General features: G+C 50.4%; 15 protein-coding genes. 8 read left to right on the top strand and 7 right to left on the bottom strand.

Annotated elements, in window-relative coordinates:
- The first annotated feature begins 49 nt into the window (after positions 1-49).
- Positions 50-697: a DUF5986 family protein gene (locus OSQ85_RS07975; protein WP_265822327.1), complete on the top strand. Its 648-nt coding sequence runs from the start codon at positions 50-52 to the stop codon at positions 695-697.
- Positions 669-1778 carry a helix-turn-helix domain-containing protein gene (locus OSQ85_RS07970; RefSeq protein ID WP_265822326.1) on the top strand — a complete coding sequence of 370 codons (1110 nt, stop codon included), beginning with the start codon at positions 669-671 and terminating at the stop codon, positions 1776-1778. Before OSQ85_RS07975 ends, OSQ85_RS07970 begins: the two co-directional genes overlap by 29 nt.
- A gap of 133 nt (positions 1779-1911) precedes the next feature.
- Here the strand turns inward: OSQ85_RS07970 and OSQ85_RS07965 are convergent, their stop codons facing one another.
- Positions 1912-2154: a hypothetical protein gene (locus OSQ85_RS07965; RefSeq protein ID WP_265822325.1), complete on the bottom strand. Its 243-nt coding sequence runs from the start codon at positions 2152-2154 to the stop codon at positions 1912-1914.
- Between the two features lie 315 nt (positions 2155-2469).
- On the opposite strand from OSQ85_RS07965, the gene OSQ85_RS07960 reads away from it, so the two are divergent.
- From OSQ85_RS07960 to OSQ85_RS07940, 5 genes are all read left to right on the top strand, one after another.
- Entirely contained in the window at positions 2470-4188 is a 1719-nt protein-coding gene (locus tag OSQ85_RS07960; protein ID WP_265822324.1) for an FAD-dependent oxidoreductase, read from the top strand.
- The gene (locus OSQ85_RS07955; RefSeq protein WP_265822323.1) at positions 4178-5371 is read left to right on the top strand and encodes a class II glutamine amidotransferase domain-containing protein; all 1194 of its coding nucleotides are present in this window, start codon (positions 4178-4180) and stop codon (positions 5369-5371) included. Before OSQ85_RS07960 ends, OSQ85_RS07955 begins: the two co-directional genes overlap by 11 nt.
- Complete coding sequence (locus OSQ85_RS07950; RefSeq protein ID WP_265822322.1) at positions 5364-8087, top strand: glutamate synthase-related protein; 2724 nt, start codon at positions 5364-5366, stop codon at positions 8085-8087. The genes OSQ85_RS07955 and OSQ85_RS07950 overlap by 8 nt, the downstream gene beginning before the upstream one ends.
- Before the next feature lie 64 nt (positions 8088-8151).
- A complete protein-coding gene (locus OSQ85_RS07945; protein WP_265822321.1) occupies positions 8152-8910 on the top strand; it encodes a helix-turn-helix domain-containing protein in 759 nt (252 codons plus the stop codon).
- Between the two features lie 27 nt (positions 8911-8937).
- Complete coding sequence (locus tag OSQ85_RS07940; protein ID WP_265822320.1) at positions 8938-9399, top strand: VOC family protein; 462 nt, start codon at positions 8938-8940, stop codon at positions 9397-9399.
- 98 nt (positions 9400-9497) lie between these two features.
- Here OSQ85_RS07940 and cowN read toward each other — a convergent pair whose 3' ends face one another.
- Entirely contained in the window at positions 9498-9818 is a 321-nt protein-coding gene (cowN, locus tag OSQ85_RS07935) for a N(2)-fixation sustaining protein CowN (RefSeq protein ID WP_265822319.1), read from the bottom strand.
- A 149-nt stretch (positions 9819-9967) separates the two neighbouring features.
- A complete protein-coding gene (locus OSQ85_RS07930) occupies positions 9968-10384 on the bottom strand; it encodes a CoA-binding protein (protein WP_265822318.1) in 417 nt (138 codons plus the stop codon).
- A 69-nt stretch (positions 10385-10453) separates the two neighbouring features.
- On the opposite strand from OSQ85_RS07930, the gene OSQ85_RS07925 reads away from it, so the two are divergent.
- A complete protein-coding gene (locus OSQ85_RS07925) occupies positions 10454-11077 on the top strand; it encodes a flagellar hook basal-body protein (RefSeq protein ID WP_265822317.1) in 624 nt (207 codons plus the stop codon).
- A gap of 12 nt (positions 11078-11089) precedes the next feature.
- Here the strand turns inward: OSQ85_RS07925 and OSQ85_RS07920 are convergent, their stop codons facing one another.
- From OSQ85_RS07920 to OSQ85_RS07905, 4 genes are all read right to left on the bottom strand, one after another.
- Positions 11090-12241 (bottom strand): trans-sulfuration enzyme family protein, encoded by a 1152-nt coding sequence (locus OSQ85_RS07920; protein WP_265822316.1) that lies wholly within the window; start codon positions 12239-12241, stop codon positions 11090-11092.
- A 3-nt stretch (positions 12242-12244) separates the two neighbouring features.
- Positions 12245-13399, bottom strand: coding sequence for a trans-sulfuration enzyme family protein (locus OSQ85_RS07915; RefSeq protein WP_265822315.1), 1155 nt, complete (start codon positions 13397-13399; stop codon positions 12245-12247).
- A 277-nt stretch (positions 13400-13676) separates the two neighbouring features.
- Complete coding sequence (gene cysK / locus OSQ85_RS07910) at positions 13677-14618, bottom strand: cysteine synthase A (protein WP_265822314.1); 942 nt, start codon at positions 14616-14618, stop codon at positions 13677-13679.
- Positions 14619-14777: 159 nt separating this feature from the next.
- Positions 14778-17975: an efflux RND transporter permease subunit gene (locus OSQ85_RS07905; RefSeq protein ID WP_265822313.1), complete on the bottom strand. Its 3198-nt coding sequence runs from the start codon at positions 17973-17975 to the stop codon at positions 14778-14780.
- Position 17976 lies beyond the last annotated feature (1 nt).

The following is a 17976-nucleotide window of genomic DNA, read 5'->3' as shown; positions in this document are numbered from 1 at the left end:
AATCAAATTACGATATACAATTATATACAAAACATTGAAGAGGTGTATTTTGAGCAATATTGCAAGTGAGTATTATAAGAAACGTCCAGAGTTCTTTCATGCAATGAGAAATAATTGCGCAGATGCGTATCTTAAACTCTCCCAAACATATAGAAGAGTTACAGGTAATAGCCGTTCTGAGGCTAGAAATGATGAAATTAATCACAATCTTGCTCAACTGTCTGCCCTTCATCGTGGTATAGAGTATAGAATACTAAAGCGTTGTTGTTATGAGGCTTTTATACTTCATGACGATATTCACAAAGTTATGTTAGTTGTAAAACGTGAGTCAGCAATTGATATGCGTAGGCGTGATTACGATAGGTTTCGAAAAAATTGGCTTGCTATGTTGCTAAAGGAAGTCAGAAACCCTGAGCACAAATATAAACAACTTTCTTGGGATGAAGATTTTGAGGACTATGTTGAACCACACAAATTGCTTCCCGAAAAGTATAGGGATTATACTTTACTTTTTGTACTCCATTATGGCGACGTGGAGCTTAACGGAATGCAAATTATTTATACGGATGAACGCTTTGAAGTTTTGGAAAGATGTGATATAGATTTTGTTCCAGAAATCTCTAGCAAACCTGAGGAACTCGTGGAACTCAAATTGAAAGGTAATTTAAATGTCACTAAAGATAGGAAAAAGGCTTAAAATAGCAAGAATATACAGAGGGCTTACGCTTTCAGAGCTTGGAGATAAGGTCGGTATAAGTAAGCAATCATTATCGCTATATGAAAAAAATCAAGGTGCTTTAGATTTGGAAAAAATTGGTGCTTTAGCAAAAGAGCTCAATTTCCCTTCAAAATTTTTTATTCAAGATGAAGATATTGTAGATGAAAATACAATAATATATTTTAGACGTAAAACAACAGCAAGAGAAACAGATATTGCAAAACAAAAAATTAAGACAGATTTTTTATTTAAGATTTATAGATATTTGGTTGAATATATTGAGTTTCCTCGGTTGAATATTAAGAAATATGATATAGAGTCATGCCCTGCTCCTAAATATGTTGCTGACGATATTCGTAGGTATTGGAATTTAGGTAACGCTCCTGTTGGTAATTTAAAACATACTTTAGAATCCAATGGTATTCCTGTTGTTTTGTTAACTTCTGACAGAAAAATAGATGCATATAGCACAAAAAAAGATGATTATTGCATGGTTATACTAAATGAACAACAATCTGAATCCAGAGCATTATTTGATATGGCGCATGAATTAGGTCATATATTAATGCATCCTTGGCAAGAAAGCACTGAAAAGCTATCAGATGAGGTGTTCAAATTGCGAGAAGAACAAGCCGATGCTTTTGCTAGTGCTTTTTTGTTGCCAGAGGAAGAAATTAAAAAAGATTTTGTCAATCTAAATCCGTATAAGCTTCAAACTTATCGTAATTTAAAACGTAAATGGAAAGTATCAATACAAGCATTAATCATGCGAGCAAGTGATTTAGGCATAATAGATAACGAAATTAAGACCAAGCTGTATAAGCAAATCAGTACTTATAAGTGGAGATTATGGGAACCTGATGATGTTGAGTTTAATATTAAAAATACATTATTGAAGCAAGGTGTAGAACTATTAAAAGAAGTATATTCAAATGATTTTATTATGAATGACATGGCAGAAAAAGGATTTTATGTTTATCCCACTGAAGTTGAGTCTTTGTTGGGATTAAGTCCAAATACATTAGCCGTTAAAAAGTCCTACCTTGTGAATCTAAGATGAAAACGGATGCATATTAAGTGCAGCGCATTGGTTTCATCAAAGTAAATAAGCCTACCAAAATAAAGAAAGTGCTTTTTTGAAGCCGTATTCGGCATCACCTCTGAGAATGATGCCGAGGAAGCTTTATGTTTTTTCAGTAGTTGATTCCGGCCGCCTGAACGCTTTCCGGGTCGTGGCTGTGGCAGGGGGTTACGCCGTATGTCATGTCGCAGTTCGGGCATTTTGCCTCGAATGTTTCCATGGTGAAGCTCTCCTCGCAGTTGGAGCAGTGAATAACCATGGGCATAGGCATGGGCATTGAACCGTAGCCCATATGTCTGAGCTTGTTGACCACCTGTTTTCCGTTTTCAAATGTTCCTGAACATCCCTGATGCATATTCTATACCTCTCTATATTTTTCCGGCTTTGCCGTAATGCTGTACGTGTTTACGGTGCATTTCCTTCCATGGAAAATGCATTAGACTCTCCGCATCCGCCCAGAGCGAAGAATCCTTGTCCATTTAACCTTTCTTTGTTTTGAAAGAATACATCCGTTACGGTATAATTTACTTGATGGAGATCAAAATATGCAAAAAAATCTTTATCGTTTTAATTTTATATATTATAGTGCCTTTGTTAGGCAATATTGACAAATCACATTAGATTATTATTTTTATAACGGTTATTAGATAATTTTTCATGGAGGTAAGCATTGAAAAAACTGCTTCCGCTGTATATTAACAGGCTCAGCCCCTGTTACAGCCGTGATCATCTCGGCAACCACGGCTGCTACGCCAGAAACGATATACCCAGATTTCTCCACCTCACAGCCCTCGGCAGGTTTGACGAAGCCTTCTACGTGCTCAAGGAGACAAACCCTTTCAGCTCTGGCTGCGGCAGGTTCTGCGACCACCCCTGCGAAACGGCCTGTAACCGCACTAAATACGACCAGCCTGTGGACATAAAGGCGCTTGAACGCTTTGTTTCCGATGCGGGGTATGAAAAAGGCCTGAAACCGAAAATGACCGGAGAGGCGAAGGATAAAAAAATAGCCATAGTTGGCTCCGGCCCCGCAGGGCTCTCATCCGCATATTTCCTTGCCCGCTGCGGCTACAGGGTGGAGGTTTTCGAGAAGCATGAGGTCGCAGGCGGCCTCCTCACCGAGGGAATACCCGCCTACCGCTACCCCCGTGATGTTTTTGAAAAGGAACTGGCCTTCATAAAAGAGACCGGAGTTGTGATACACACCTGCGCAAATATAAATAAGGAAAGCTTCAAGGACTTAGCCGGAAACTACGATGCGGTGATAGTCGCCACCGGAGCCCACAAACCCGGTGAACTGGGTATAGAGGGCGAACAGCTTGACGGGGTGGAGAACGGTATAGCCTTCCTGAAAAAGGTAAACCTCGGACAGTTTGAGAAGCTCGGCATAAAAAAAGGCGAGAAGATAGGCGTAATCGGCGGCGGATATACGGCGATGGATGTTGTGCGCTGTGCTGTCCGCCTCGGTGCGGAGCCCACAATGGTTTACAGGCGAACATCAGCCGAAATGACCGCTCATCAGGGCGAGGTTGAGGAAACAAAGCGCGAAGGCGTGAAGTTTAAATTTCTCAGAAGCCCGCTTAAGATAGAAAAAACGGAAGACGCTCTCAGGCTCACTGTGCAGAAGATGAAGCTCGGCCCCGTGGACGAGAGCGGCCGCTCCAAACCCGTGGCCGTTTACGGCGAGACTGAAACCTACCACTTTGACCGCATAGTCCTCGCCATAGGCGACAAGCCGGATCTCTTCTTCGTGGGGGAGAAGTTCACTGTGGATTTCCCCAGAATGATCTGCCGCGACCTGCCGGAGGATGTGCAGAGCAAAATCTTCATAACTGGTGACGCCGCAATGGGCGCAACAGACAACACCGGAATGGTGGTTCGTGTGGTGGGGCTTGCGCAGGACACTGTGAAAAGCGTGCGCGAATACCTCGGCGAAACAGTGGAAACTGATAAAAACAGAAAGACAGCCTTCTACAATACATTGAACACTAAATATTTTGAAAAGAGCGGCAGACTGATAGAAGAAACAGTCCCCCTTGAGAAGAGGAACGGAAACTTTGATGAAATAGTGAAAACAGTTGATGCCGACCTCGCTCAGCTTATGGCGGGAAGATGCTTCAACTGCGGAATCTGCATTCAGTGTGACTGGTGCTGGCACTACTCTGACGGCAGCCTGATCAAGCTCGATAGGGAGTGGACACCGGAGAAGGATGCCTTCTACTATGAATTTCTCACGGAAAAAGTAAGCGATGCCACCTTCAAGAGTGTGGAAGCCTGTCCCAGAGCAGCACTGAGCATATCCTCCGCAGGGAGCGCAACTGAGAGCCTCCGTGAAGAGCAGTACATAACGAAAAGCGAACTCGAAGGGGGAAACAGATATGATAACTGACGGACTTTCCCGTTCGGGAAATTTAAGCGTATTCGAGTTCTCCGGCGGAGAGGAGGGGCTTGCCAGAGGCGCATGCGGCCTCCTCGGAGTAGTTGGCGATTTCAGCCTTGAGGCGGTGCTTAAGGCGGCAAGATGCCTCCAGTACAGAGGCCGTGCCGGAGCGGGCGTAACCCTCAAGGGGCTTTATAAGGACACCAACTTCTACAACTTCCACATAATGTTCCGCAGCAAAGAGAAGATAGACGAGCTTGAAAACGTTATCGGAAGTTGGGGTGTGCGCATTCTGGACAAGTTCAACATGGTGCAGAAGAAGTATTACTACGACTACGACCTGCCCATAATTATGCATTACGCTGTTGTTCCCCCCTCTCTGGATGAAATGATGTACAGGGAGAAGATGAGCGATGAGGCGCTGTACATGGTGAAGATGGTAAGCCGCTTCAACACTGCGTTCAAGGACGATGCGCGCATCTTCTCAAGCTCCAAATACAACGGAACTTTCCTGACCGCCTTTGAGCTTCAGGACACCATAGATATTTACAACCTCCACCAGTTTGAGGAGAGCTATTACGAGGCATGCCTCATTCACCTGCGCTGGCCCACGAGCAAGGGGCAGGGGCTTTGGTGGGGGCCGCAGCCAATCTCCCTCGGCGAGGTGGCGGGTGCGCACAACGGACACCTTTCAAGCGATGTTTCCAACGCAAGGGCGCTTGAGCAGCTTGACATCCACCTTCATGTGGGCACGGATTCCGAGGCTTTGTTCCTCCAGACGGAATATCTGCTGAAAAAGGGCTATTCCCTCAAAGAGATAGAGTGGATAATCTGCCGTAAGTTCCCGCAGGAACTCGCTAATATGAGCGCAGAGGATCTAGCACGGTATAAGGAGATTCTGGGTAATCCGGTGCTTGAGAGAATGAAGATCTCAGGCCCCGCAACGGGGATAATCCTTGTGGATGATGTGATGGTCGGCCTTACGGACAGGGATCACCTGCGCTCATTCAGCATAGGCATAAACGACAAGGTGGCTCTCATGGGGAGCGAGCAGAGGGCTGTCATAAGCGCTGCTTACTTCATGAACGAGGAACTCACGATGAGCGACCCCGAAGCGGGAAGAGTAATCGGCTTCGAGGTTAAGGACAAGAAGGTGAAACGCCTTGACTACGGGTGGAAGAACAATGCTTGAATATAAAAAAGAGATAGTCGTAAAACGGTCAATAAGATACACGGAACCCTCAGACACGGGGATATTCGCTCAGGGCGCAAAATACTGGGTGAAGGTCACTGATGACGCAGAGGAACCGGGCAGAGGCTGCGTACACTGCGCAACCTGCGTGGAATCCTGTACCCACAACCTCACAAAGCCCGAATCCGGCACAGGGGTTTTCAGCATGGAGACACGTTATCTCGATGCGGACGGAAACCGGGTCGAGCCGGAGGAGAAGGACAGTGCGGCATTTCTGGAGAAGATACTCTGGATCAACCCCGATGAGTGCTGCAACTGCAAAAGATGCGTTAAAATGTGCCCCCAGCGGGCGATCAAGGTTACGCACAATCCGGATTATCAGGAGATAGGGGTCACACTCTCAGGCTCCGAGGCCATAAACAACATAATCAGCCGTGCCGCGGGCAAATCAACCGTTTCCAGCGCACATCTGGGGAAATATCCTTCCAAAATGGATCAGGACTGGCTGATTGATGCGGCGGAAATCCTCTCCCCTCAGCGTGACCACCTCCACGAGTTCGCAGGGCAGATGCGTAAGATGACCCTCGGCAAGAGGAAAGCCCGCTTCGTGTGCGATACGCCGATATTCGATGTTCACCAGAGCTACGGCTCAAACAGCCATGAGGCGATACTGGCCAGAATGGCCGCCAGCATAAAACTGGGCAGACCGTTTTTCACAGGCGAGGGCTACATTCACCCGGATATGATGCCCGCCGCCAAACACTGCATACTCCAGTTCGGCTCCGGCGGTTACGGCCCATGGCTTGAGCTTGACAAGTTCGCCGGAATCTCCATGAAATACGGGCAGGACGCCAAAAAAGGGAAAGGCGGCAGGCTTCAGGACAAGAAAAACGATTACGAAATAGCCCTGCTCCGCTGTGTGGAGGCACTGCGCCACCTCACTGCGCCGAACCCCCAGCACCTTCAGTACTCCATAGAGGAGCTCCCCATGAGGGTGGAATCACTCCGTATGCTCCTTGGGGATGACAAGCTGATAGGTGCTGATGTTTACGGCACTGCGTGGAACTTCCCGGAAATAGCAGTGGCGATCGCAAAGGCGGGCTTTGACTACATTACAATAAAAGCCGGAGACGGCTCCACAGGAGCAGCGCACGCTGTTGACCTGAAAAACCGCGGTCTGAACGTGGTTTACCTTACCCATATGGCAGATCTTGCTCTGCGCAGAGAGGGGCTGAGGGAGGATATATCCATCATAGCCGAAGGCGGCGTGATGGACAGCTTCCACGCTTTTCTCGTAATGCTCGCAGGGGCGGACTTCGTGGGGATGGGCATGCGCCATCTGCATGTTCTGGGCTGCACCCTCTGTCAGAGATGCCACACAGGGCAGTGCGCATGGGGCATAACATCCAGACCTTACGGACACAGGATAGACCCCGAAACCGCCAGCGACAATATAGTCAGAATGGTGCACAGCTTCCACGAGGATATGGAAGGGCTCTCCGCCGGACTCGGAATGAGCACCCATTCGGATGTTGTGGGCTCCCGCCGCTTCCGTTACCACGGTGCTGATCCGCTTCTGTTTGCCACCTTCGGCCAGAAGGATTTCCCCAAACAGGTGCAGACGGTGATAATGAAGGAGAGCAGAAGCAAGGTCTTCATCCCCGAAAAGGAAGCCGCCGCAGCGCTTAAGGACAAGTTTGAGACGGTTCTGGCGAAGATAGAAGGGGACAGCCTCACCATTGACATAGGCTTTGACCAGATAGAAAGCCTTGAGCTTAACTTCATGATGAAGGAAGCAGTGCGCAGAGGCGTTAAAAAGTTCTTCCTTGATAACGTCATGGGGCAGAGGGTCATAGGCACAGGGATCAGGTGTGATGAGATAACCGTCCGCGGGCTTGTGGGCAACCACTCCTTCGCCTTTGTGAACGGAACAAAGATAAATGTGATTCCCAACCACTCCACAGTGACTACGGTTCCCGCCAACGCTCAGGTGGGCGTGGCGAACACCGCTAACCCCGGCGAAATAAACATAGCCGGAGATGTGAGCGACCTTTTTGCCGCTTACTCAGTGAGCGGAACTTACAGGGTCGCCAAAAGCGGCGGCGTGAGGAACCTTCTCCTGATGAAGGCGGGCGTTCCGGAGGAATGGAAAAACATAGACACCGAAAGGTTCGAAAATGCGCCAAAAGATGAAATTCTCCGTGAACTGATAATGAAATACCAGCGCAGAAGGGCACTGAGAAGCAGAATGAAGTGGACAGATTTCGTTAAGCTCGCAGAAACCAAACTGAAAAAACGCAAGCCTCCTGTTGTGGTTTACGGCCTCGGCGGTGAGAGACGCATGGGCGACTACTTCATGGAGTACGCTCAGGGCGGAATCGGCGTGGTGCTCAATGTGGCGGATATAGCAAACCCCATCGGCTATTATGTCTGCAGCGGAATGACCGCAGGCGCGGCATATATCAGGGGCGAAATCCTCCCCGAACAGCTCGGAGCGGGTGTGCGCAAGCTGGATTACCTCACCCCGGAGGACAGAAACTTCCTCAAAAAGCAGATAGAGGAGTTCATCGCGCAGTTTATCGATACGGACATAGACGAAAAGTACAATACACAGCTTAAAGCCTTTGCGGAAAGCTATGCCAAAGATCCTGAGAAGATTTTCTCCGGCTTCTGCAAAATCATTCCCAAGGCCACAGCCGCGGAACATAACGAATAATATCAATCAGACCGCCCCTGCGTATGTGATGCCGGGGCGGTTTTCTTTTTAAAGGGGGCATTGCATGCACTCGCTGAAAAGGTTCGGACCCGGTGTGGATGCGGCGGAATATGTGGCGGATTACTGGCACTTCCGGTCAGACTCTGCGGAGGCAGCAGAAGTTGAGATCTTTCCTGACAGCTATTTCAGCCTTATTTTTGACCTCAATTCCCCTGAAAACACATTTCTGACCGGAACAATGAACCGCACCGCAAAAACGTTTATAGACGGCGGCTCACGCCTTTTCGGTGTGCAGCTGAGGCCGTTTCTCGTTCCCGCTCTCATCAGGTGTTCCGCCGCAGGGTTTGTAAACGGAGTGCTGGGCGCTGACTTCATAAAAACCAGGGTAAGTGAAATATGCGGGCGGCTGAGCGACTGCCGCACGGAGAGCGAAATGGCCGAAACTGCCGGAGCGCTTCTTCTCCCTCTGTTTGAGGATGCGGGAGCGGGCAACGGAACTTTCCGCAGAGTGTCCGAGGCGATGCTGAACGGCAGCGCACCTTCCACTGTACGGGAGGCAGCATTCCATGCGGGAATCTCCGAAAAGCAGCTTGAACGGTATTTTCTTCTCCATACAGGTCTCGGCGTGAAGGAGTTCAGCCTCCTCACTGCGTTTGAGCGAAGCTGCCGGATGCTTGAAAGCGGTGTTTCCCCGGTTTCATGCGCCTATGATCTCGATTTTTATGATCAGTCACATTTTATAAAGAATTTCCGCCGCTTTGCGGGTATTACCCCCACGGAATATCTGAATGTCGGATTTTTACAATACAGCGGTCGTGCATAGGGCTATTATTCTGCGGTGAGGTGAACTATGAAGCTGGCTTTAACTGCCGTATTTGTTAAGGATATTAAAAAGTCCAGAGAGTTTTACTCAGGTGTGCTCAGACTTGAGGAGCATATGGACAGCGGCGTGCATCTTTCTTATAACTGCGGACTTTCACTCTGGCAGGAGGATTCCGCTCTGGAAACGATTCACGGGGGAAAATCTCAGCCCGGAAGCGGAAACAGGTTTGAGCTCTGCTTCGAGAGCGAAGACCTTGAGACTGATTTTGCCCGCGTTAATGACAGCGGCGCAGAGGTAATCAGCCCAGTTGCCGAACAGCCATGGGGGCAGAGGGTTTTCAGGGTTTATGATCCGGATTGGCATATTATCGAAGTGGCTGAACCACTGACAATGACCGTTAAACGGTTTATTGCAGCCGGGTTAAGCGCGCAGGAGATAAGCGCTAAAACAACTATCCCTCCGGAAATTGTTGAGCAAATGGCGAAGTAGAAAAGGCTGTGCGGGGTGCTGCTCAGCAAAACCGGGACTGCCGCGTCGCTTCCGCTCCTCGCAGTGACATATTAAACTGCCGTCCGTCTGAGTGCTGCTCAGCAGCACTCCTGTTCGCACTTGGTCATGGCGTGGATCGCTTCCTCATCGCCGGTTTCCTCGAAAAAGTCCATGATGAAAGGGGCATTTTTACAGACTATGTAAAGCAGCACTTCCCTTGAGTCAAGCTTGGGGTCTCTTGAGTAGTATGCTTCCGGTATAAGGCTTATGAACTTGTCCCAGAAGGCGTTGCTTGTGTCAGTTTCTTTCAGCACCCGCAGCAGGTTGTCCACCACTGCGCATGCGTTCTCAAAACAGTTTATGTTCTTGAAACTCGTGTAGCTCTCGTCAACATTGATATTCTTTTTGCAGTTGCACATCAGATACTTCCTCCCTCAAAATAAGCTATAAGTATATAAGGTTTTGTGGATTTTTCCATGATTTTTGAAAATAAACATTAAGCCGGAGCTGTGCTGAGAGGAAAGATTAAGCACCCGAAGAGAGAACCGCTGCGGGCGCCTGTCAGAATCTATCTCGCTATTGCGAGCCTCAGATACTCTTTGAAGATGCATTTATCCATAATGAAGGGGACATCCGCCTGCTTTGCAATCTGCTCCGCCTCGCTGCTTATAACATCCTCCTGAAGCCAGACAAGCCCTGCTCCCTTGAGCACTGCCTCCCGCACCACTTCCGCGGCGAATGCGCTCTGGCGGAAGACATCCACAATATCAGGCTGAACGGGAACTTCCGCCACGCTGTCGTATGTGGGCACGCCGAGAACCTCTTTCTCCAGAGGGTTCACGGGGTAAACTGTATATCCGTTTTTCATCAGAAATTTCATAATGCCGTTGCTGGCTCTTTCGGGTTTGTTGGATGCTCCGACTATAACCACGGTCTTTGCGTCTGTCAGGAGAGATTTAAGCTGGTCATCGGTTAAATTAGTCATGGATTCCTCCGTTATTTTATATATATTATGATCTACATAAACCTGTGATGTGTCAAGGAAGGATATGAAATGATACAGAGCCTTTACAGCTCCTCATCCGCACTGCTGGCCTATTCCAAAGCGCAGGACGCAACTGCGCACAATATCGCCAATGTCAGTACGCCTGCTTTTCAGTCCTTCTCCTCAACTTTTTCCGAGATTGCTAATCAGGGCGGGGTGAAGCTGAACACTGTCCGCACTGATCAGGGCACGGGCTACCTTATCCCCACGGGCAACCAGCTTGATTTCTCCATAAACGGAAACGGCTATTTCAAAGTGACTGATGCCGAAGGAAACGAGTCTTACACCAGAAGGGGAGACTTCTCCGTAGATTCCGGCGGCAACCTTGTCACGAGGGACGGCGGCATAGTGGCCGCAGGTGTAGCGGACGGCGGGCGGCTTGAGATAGCTGACAACGGCGAAATCTACTCTGACGGAGCCTACAAAGGCCGCATAGAGGTTGTTGACAGAAACGGCGAACCCATGCCCGAAGGCTCCTTCACTGTCGAGCAGGGAATCCTTGAGGCATCAGACACAAACATGGCCAAAGAGATCGTAGACAGCATGGTCTACCTTAATTCATATAAGGCAAACATCGTCACCGCCCAGACCGCAGATCAGATGCTCGGAACCATCATCGACATGATGGCGTGAGCGGACACTGACCTAGCCTATTATTCTTAAAATATCTTCAAGCACGTCTTCAGTGTCTTCAACACCGAGGGAAAGACGAACGAGAGAATCGCTAATACCCCGCGCAGCTCTTTCCGCAGGGGGCATGGCAGCGTGGGACATCATAGGCGGATATGATATTATGCTTTCCACTCCGCCGAGGCTTACGGCAAATGCCGCATACTCCATCTCTTTCAGCAGCCTGTGGGTGAGTTCAGCATTTTTAAGCTCAAAGGAGAGAACAGCGCCCGCACCGTCACTCTGTGCTTTGTTTATTTCATATCCTTTATGGCTTTTCAGACCGGGATAGAAAACCTGCCTGATGTTCGGGTGTTTTTCCAGCGCTTCGGCGATTATCTGCGCCGATTTCTGCCCCGCCTCCATGCGCACACCGAGAGTCTTGAGTCCCCGTATCACAAGCCAGCAGTCGTTAGGGGGCAGAACAGCGCCCACAGAGTTCTGTATGTATTTTATCCTTTTCCCCAGCGCCTTGTCCGCAGTCACGGCAAATCCGCAGAGAACATCGCTGTGCCCGTTGAGGAACTTGGTTCCGCTGTGAAGCACTATATCGCACCCAAGCTCCAGCGGCCGCTGGAGGTACGGGCTCATGAATGTGTTGTCCACAAGTGTGATCAGGTCATATTTTTTTGCCAGAGCGCTCATAGCCTTAAGATCCGTGATTTTCATCAGCGGGTTTGAGGGCGTTTCAAGGTACAGAGCCTTTGTTCTGCCGGGGATTACTGCCTTTTCAAAGGCGTTCACATCCGTAGCATCGGCGAAGGTGGCCTCTATGCCGAAACGGGAGAGCAGGCCTGTGAGAACTCGCCATGTTCCCCCGTACACATCTTCGCATACCACAAGGTGATCACCGGGTGAAAATATCATCAGTGCGGCTGATATGGCTGCCATGCCGGAGGCAAAGGCGTATCCGTGTGAGCCGCCTTCAAGATCCGCTATGATTTTTTCCAGCGTCTCCCTTGTGGGGTTGCCGGAGCGGGAGTAGTCATACTCTCCGAACTCGGTCACTGATTTCTGCCTGAATGTGGATGCGTGTATAAGGGGTACGCTGAGCGCGCCCGTGTGCGGGTCTATGTCGTAGCCTGTGTGAACAAGGCGTGTGTTTCTTCCTGCTTTTTTTCCGGCCATATTTTATTCTCCGTTCTCAATTGCCTGTCTGAGGTCATCAATAAGGTCTTCCGCATACTCCACGCCTATTGAAAGGCGGAGCAGCCTGTCAGTCACTCCGAGGCGTTCTCTTATCTCCGGTTCTATATCCGCGTGGGTCTGCACAGCGGGGAAGGTGATCAGAGATTCCGTTCCGCCGAGGCTTTCTGCGAAGTGGAAAACCTTAACGCTTTTAAGAATCTGCGGCACAAGCGCAGGTTCGTCAACCTCAAATGATACCATGCCGCCGAAGGATTTTGCCTGTTTTGCCTGAACATCGTGCCCTTTGTGGTTTTTGAGTCCGGGGTAGAAAACCTTTTTCACCCTTGGGTGTTTTTCCAGAAATTCTGCTATCTTCCGCGCGTTTTCCGCCTGCTTTTCGATGCGCAGATGCAGGGTTTTGAGCCCTCTCAGCACAAGCCACGCATCATTCGGGGCGAGGACTGAGCCCACTGAGTTCTGGAAGAAGAACAGCCTGTCGCCCAGTTCCTGAGTTTTTGTCACCAGCACCCCTGCAACCACGTCATTATGCCCGCCGAGGTATTTTGTGGCGCTGTGCAGAACTATATCCGCACCCAAGTCAAGCGGACGCAGGGCACAGGGGGAAAGGAAGGTGTTGTCCACAACAAAAGTGATGCCCCTGTCGTTTGCGAGCCTTCCCAGCGCCTTAATATCCGCCACTTTCAGCATGGGGTTGGTGGGCACTTCCACAAAGAGCATTTTGACGGCTTTATCCTCAAGCGCCGCCTCAACCGCCACCGTGTCTGCGGTGTCAGCATACACTGCCTCAATGCCGTACTGAGCGTAAACTTTCTGAAAAATGCGGTATGTTCCGCCGTACAGATCTTCGGTTATCACAACCTTATCTCCGGGTGAGAGAAGGCGTATTACATTATCCACCGCCGCCATTCCGGAGGAGAAGGCAAGTCCTCTTGCTCCCCCCTCAAGCTCTGCCATTGCGGTTTCCAGTGCCTGTCTGGTGGGGTTTGCCGTTCTGCTGTAGTCAAAGCCCGTGCTCTCTCCGAGAGCCGGATGGCGGAATGTGGCGCACTGGTGGATGGGTGTGCTGATTGCTCCTGTGTGCGGGTCTCTTCTGCTGCCCGCCTGTGCGAGAATGGTATCTATATTTAAATTTTTCATGAAAACACCTTAGTTTATTATGTTATGAATATCCGGCTGCGGTTACCGTGGGGAGTGTCCTGCAAGGGAGAAAATGCCTATGCTCAGCGCATTCGTGCGCCGTATACGGCAATTTCTTCCGTGCGGGTATTAGCTGCTGAGGGGAAGGTGGTGGGCGGGCAACTGATTGATAATGCGTTTGATTTGGTCATAAATACCTCCTGTGAATATAAAAATACCGGGCTGAGGCTTATCAGGCGCACAGCCCGGCGTATTTCCTTAAAAAGGTCTTCTTCCGTTAAGCCGTAACTTCGGGGTCGGCGTACAGGGTTGTGGAAAGGTAACGTTCCCCTGTATCGGGGAAAACCACAACAATGAGCTTTCCTGCGTTTTCGGGTCTGGATGCCACTTCCCTTGCTGCATGGAACGCAGCGCCGGAGGAGATTCCCACAAGGAGTCCGTCCTCTCTGGCGAGAAGTCTGGATGCGGCGAAGGCCTCAGTGCTTTTTACCCTGAAAACCTCATCTACTGCCGTTTTATCAAAAACCTGCGGAACAAAACCTGCGCCTATGCCCTGAATCTTGTGGGGTGCGGGGCTTCCGCCTGAAAGAACGGGGGATTCGTCCGGTTCAACGGCTATTATCTGAACGGAGGACTTTTTCTGCTTGAGAACCTGTCCCACCCCTGTGATTGTTCCGCCTGTGCCAACACCGCCGACTATTATGTCAACCTGTCCGTCAGTATCGCGCCAGATCTCCTCCGCTGTTGTTGCCCTGTGGACTGCGGGGTTAGCGGGGTTGTTGAACTGCTGGGGTATGAATGAGTTGGGCGTTTCCGCGGCGAGTTCCTCCGCCTTGGCCACTGCTCCCTTCATCCCAAGGGGGCCGGGTGTGAGCACGATTTCCGCTCCGTATGCCTTGAGGAGTGAGCGGCGTTCAATGCTCATTGTTTCGGGCATGGTGAGTATTAGCCTGTAGCCCCTTGCCGCGCTGACGAGGGCGAGGGCTATGCCTGTGTTGCCGCTTGTGGGTTCTATGATAACAGTGTCCTTATTGATGAGGCCTGCGTCTTCTGCCGCTTTTATCATCGCAAAGCCGATCCTGTCCTTCACGCTGCCGCCGGGGTTGAATGATTCAAGTTTAGCCGCGATTCTGCCTTTAGCTCCCTGTGCTGCGCGTCCGATAGCCAGAAGGGGTGTGTTGCCGATTAAATCCGTGAGTGTCTCTGCTATTCTTCCCATTTGGTTTCTCCTTTTGTATATTAATTCGATAGATTTTATGTAGTTTTAAGAAAAATAGATCAGAAGAACGGTTATGTCAATAGTATATTTTAGCATGGAGTAAGCTTCCGCAGTTCCCCGGCATGAGGCAATGCACAGGGAAAGCGGAAGCGGGAGAACTCACCGCTGGGCTTCGTCAGCGGTGTTCATGCTCTTTTTTATTCCGTGCTGCCGCCATGTGTAGTAAACGGCAGGGATAATTACAAGGGTGAGGAAGGTTGAGGTGACCATTCCGCCTATCATGGGCGCGGCTATGCGCTTCATAACATCAGCACCGCTGCCTGTTGCCCACATGATGGGGATAAGGCCTATAATAAGGGTGGCAACGGTCATTATCTTGGGGCGCACCCTCTGCACCGCTCCGTAAATAACAGCGTCATGCAGATCTGCGAGGCTGTTCATTTTTCCGGCGTTCATGCGCTCGTCATACGCTTCATCCAGATAGACAATCATTATTACCCCGGTCTCAGCCGCAACTCCGGCAAGTGCTATGAGCCCCACCCAGACCGCGACCGAGAGGTTGTAGCCGAGGAAGTAAAGGTACAGAAACCCGCCTATCAGGGCAAAAGGCACGGAGAGCATCACTATTGCCGTCTTGGTGACGGAACGGAAGTTCAGGTACAGGATAACGAAAATGAGCACAAGGGTCAGGGGGACTACTATGTTAAGCTTCTCCTTCACACGCATCATGTACTCATACTGACCGCTCCACTGCATTATGTAGCCCTGCGGAACTGTGACAGCGCCGTCCACCGCCTTCATTGCACGCTCAACATACCTGCCCACGTCCACGCCTGTATCAGTATCAACATATATATACGAGACAAGCAGTCCGTTTTCGTTTTTGAGCATGTCAGGTCCCGGCTTCATGTAAACTTCCGCCACTTCGCCGAGGGGAACATAGCCGCTTCTGCCGCCCGCTTCGCCTGAGCCCATGCCGCCTGATGCCTGTGTGTCGGCACTGGCGTTCATGCCCACGGGGATAAGCACGCTTTTGATCGACTCAATGTCCGACCTGAACGATTTTTTGTAGCGCACGGCAACGGGGTAGCGCTCCCTGCCTTCCACGGTTCTGGTAACAGGCATGCCGCCGATTGCGGATTCTATCACCATGTTAACATCCTCCACCGTGAGGCCGTGCCTCGCCAGCCTGAACCTGTCCGGCTCTATGTAGAGGTAGTAGCCGCCGTCAGTGCGTTCGGCGTAAACGCTCCTTGTGCCTTCAACTGTTTTCAGCACCTCTTCGAGTTTTTGCCCCGTTTCCTGCAGAATGACCGGGTCAGCGCCATATATCTTTATCCCCACAGGGGTTTTTATCCCGGTGGAGAGCATGTCTATTCTTGCCTTAATGGGCATTGTCCATGAGTTTACCCAGCCGGCCACCTGAACTTTGCTGTTTAATTCCTCAATGATTTTGTCCCACGTCATCCCCTCACGCCATTCGCTTTCCGGCTTGAGGGTTATAACTGTTTCAGCCATGGAGAGCCCTGCGGGGTCTGTTGCGCTCATGGCGTTGCCCGCCTTGCCGAAGACAGTTTCCACCTCCGGCACGCTTTTGATAAGCCTGTTCTGTGTCTGGAGGCTTTTTGCCGCCTCCGCGGCGGATATTCCGGGGAGGGTGGTGGGCATATAGAACACCGTGCCCTCGTTCAGTGTGGGCATGAACTCAGAGCCGAGCTTTTTCACAACAGGATATGAAGCGGCAACGGCTATGATTGACAGAACAATCACAGCATACCTGAACCTGAGCGCCAGATGCACAAAGGGGCGGTACAGAAACACAAGAACCTTTGTGACGGGGTTTTTGTCTTCCGCCAGTATTTTGCCTTTGATGAACATAACCATCAGCGCCGGAACCAGAGTCACCGAGAGGAACGAGGCAAACAGCATGGCGAATGTCTTGGTGTATGCCAATGGCTTGAACAGTCTGCCCTCCTGAGACTCCAGCGTGAACACCGGCAGGAACGACACGGTTATGATAAGCAGAGAGAAGAACAGAGGCGCGCCGACCTTCTTGGCGGCGTTTATTATGGTCTCCACCCTGTCCGCATTCGGGTTGTGCTCAAGCTGTTTATGGGCGTTCTCCACCATAACTATGGCCGCATCCACCATTGCGCCTATGGCTATTGCTATGCCGCCGAGGGACATTACATTTGAGGTGATGCCAAGATGGCGGAACATCACGAAAGACATGATTATGGCAACGGGGAGGGTGATTATCGCCACCAGAGCAGAGCGGAAATGGAAAAGGAACACCACGCACACAAGGCTGACTATTATTATCTCCTCTATCAGCTTATCCCGCAGGGTTTTGATGGAGTTGACGATAAGCTCCGAGCGGTCATAAACAGGGACAAGCTCCACCCCTTCGGGGAGAGTGTTCTTAAGCTCCTCGGCCTTCGCCTTGACGCGTTCTATAACCTCAAGGGCGTTCTCACCGTAGCGCATAACTATTATGCCGCCCACGGTTTCCCCCTCTCCGTCAAGATCGGCTATGCCTCTGCGCATGGAGGGGCCTGTCTCAACCGAGGCCACATCGCCTATCAGCACCGGAACACCCCGATCATCAAAATCGACTACTGTATTTTTTATATCATCAATGGATGAGATGTACCCCAGCCCCTTGATCATGAAGTCCCGCCCGCTGAATTCCACGGAGCGTCCCCCCACGTCACGGTTGCTGTTTCTCACCGCCTCTGTGATCTTCGTTATCGGAATGCCGTATGCACGGAGCCTGTCCGGATCAAGGTTGATCTGGTATTCCTTTATGTGCCCGCCCAGTGACGCCGCTTCCGCAACACCTTTTACCTCTTCAAAGGCATATTTCAGATACCAGTCCTGAAGGGAACGCAGCTCCGCGAGGTTGTATCTGTTCTGTGTGTCTTTCAGCGCGTACTGGTATATCCATCCCACGCCCGTTGCGTCAGGCCCCAGAGAGGGGTTGACATCCGGCGGAAGCTGGCCGCGTATCTTGCTTATGTATTCGGAAACACGGCTTCTTGCCCAGTATATGTCCGTGTCGTCCTCGAAAATCGCGTAAACATATGAGAATCCGAAAAACGAATAACCCCGAACAACCTTCACCTTCGGTGCTGCAAGAAGGCTGCTCACCAGCGGATAGGTTATCTGATCCTCCACAAGATCAGGGCTTCTGCCTGTCCACTCGGTGAAGATTATGACCTGAACATCGCTCAAATCGGGGATAGCATCCAGAGGGGTCTTCTTAACAGACCACACCCCCCAGCCTGTGATAATGAGGGTGAGGAGGATTATGACAAACTTGTTTCTGGCCGAGTATTCAATGAGCTTTTCTATCATG

Origin of the sequence: Geovibrio ferrireducens, assembly GCF_026226615.1 — a bacterium.
Taxonomy (GTDB): domain Bacteria; phylum Chrysiogenota; class Deferribacteres; order Deferribacterales; family Geovibrionaceae; genus Geovibrio; species Geovibrio ferrireducens.
This window is presented reverse-complemented; position numbering and strand designations above follow the sequence as displayed.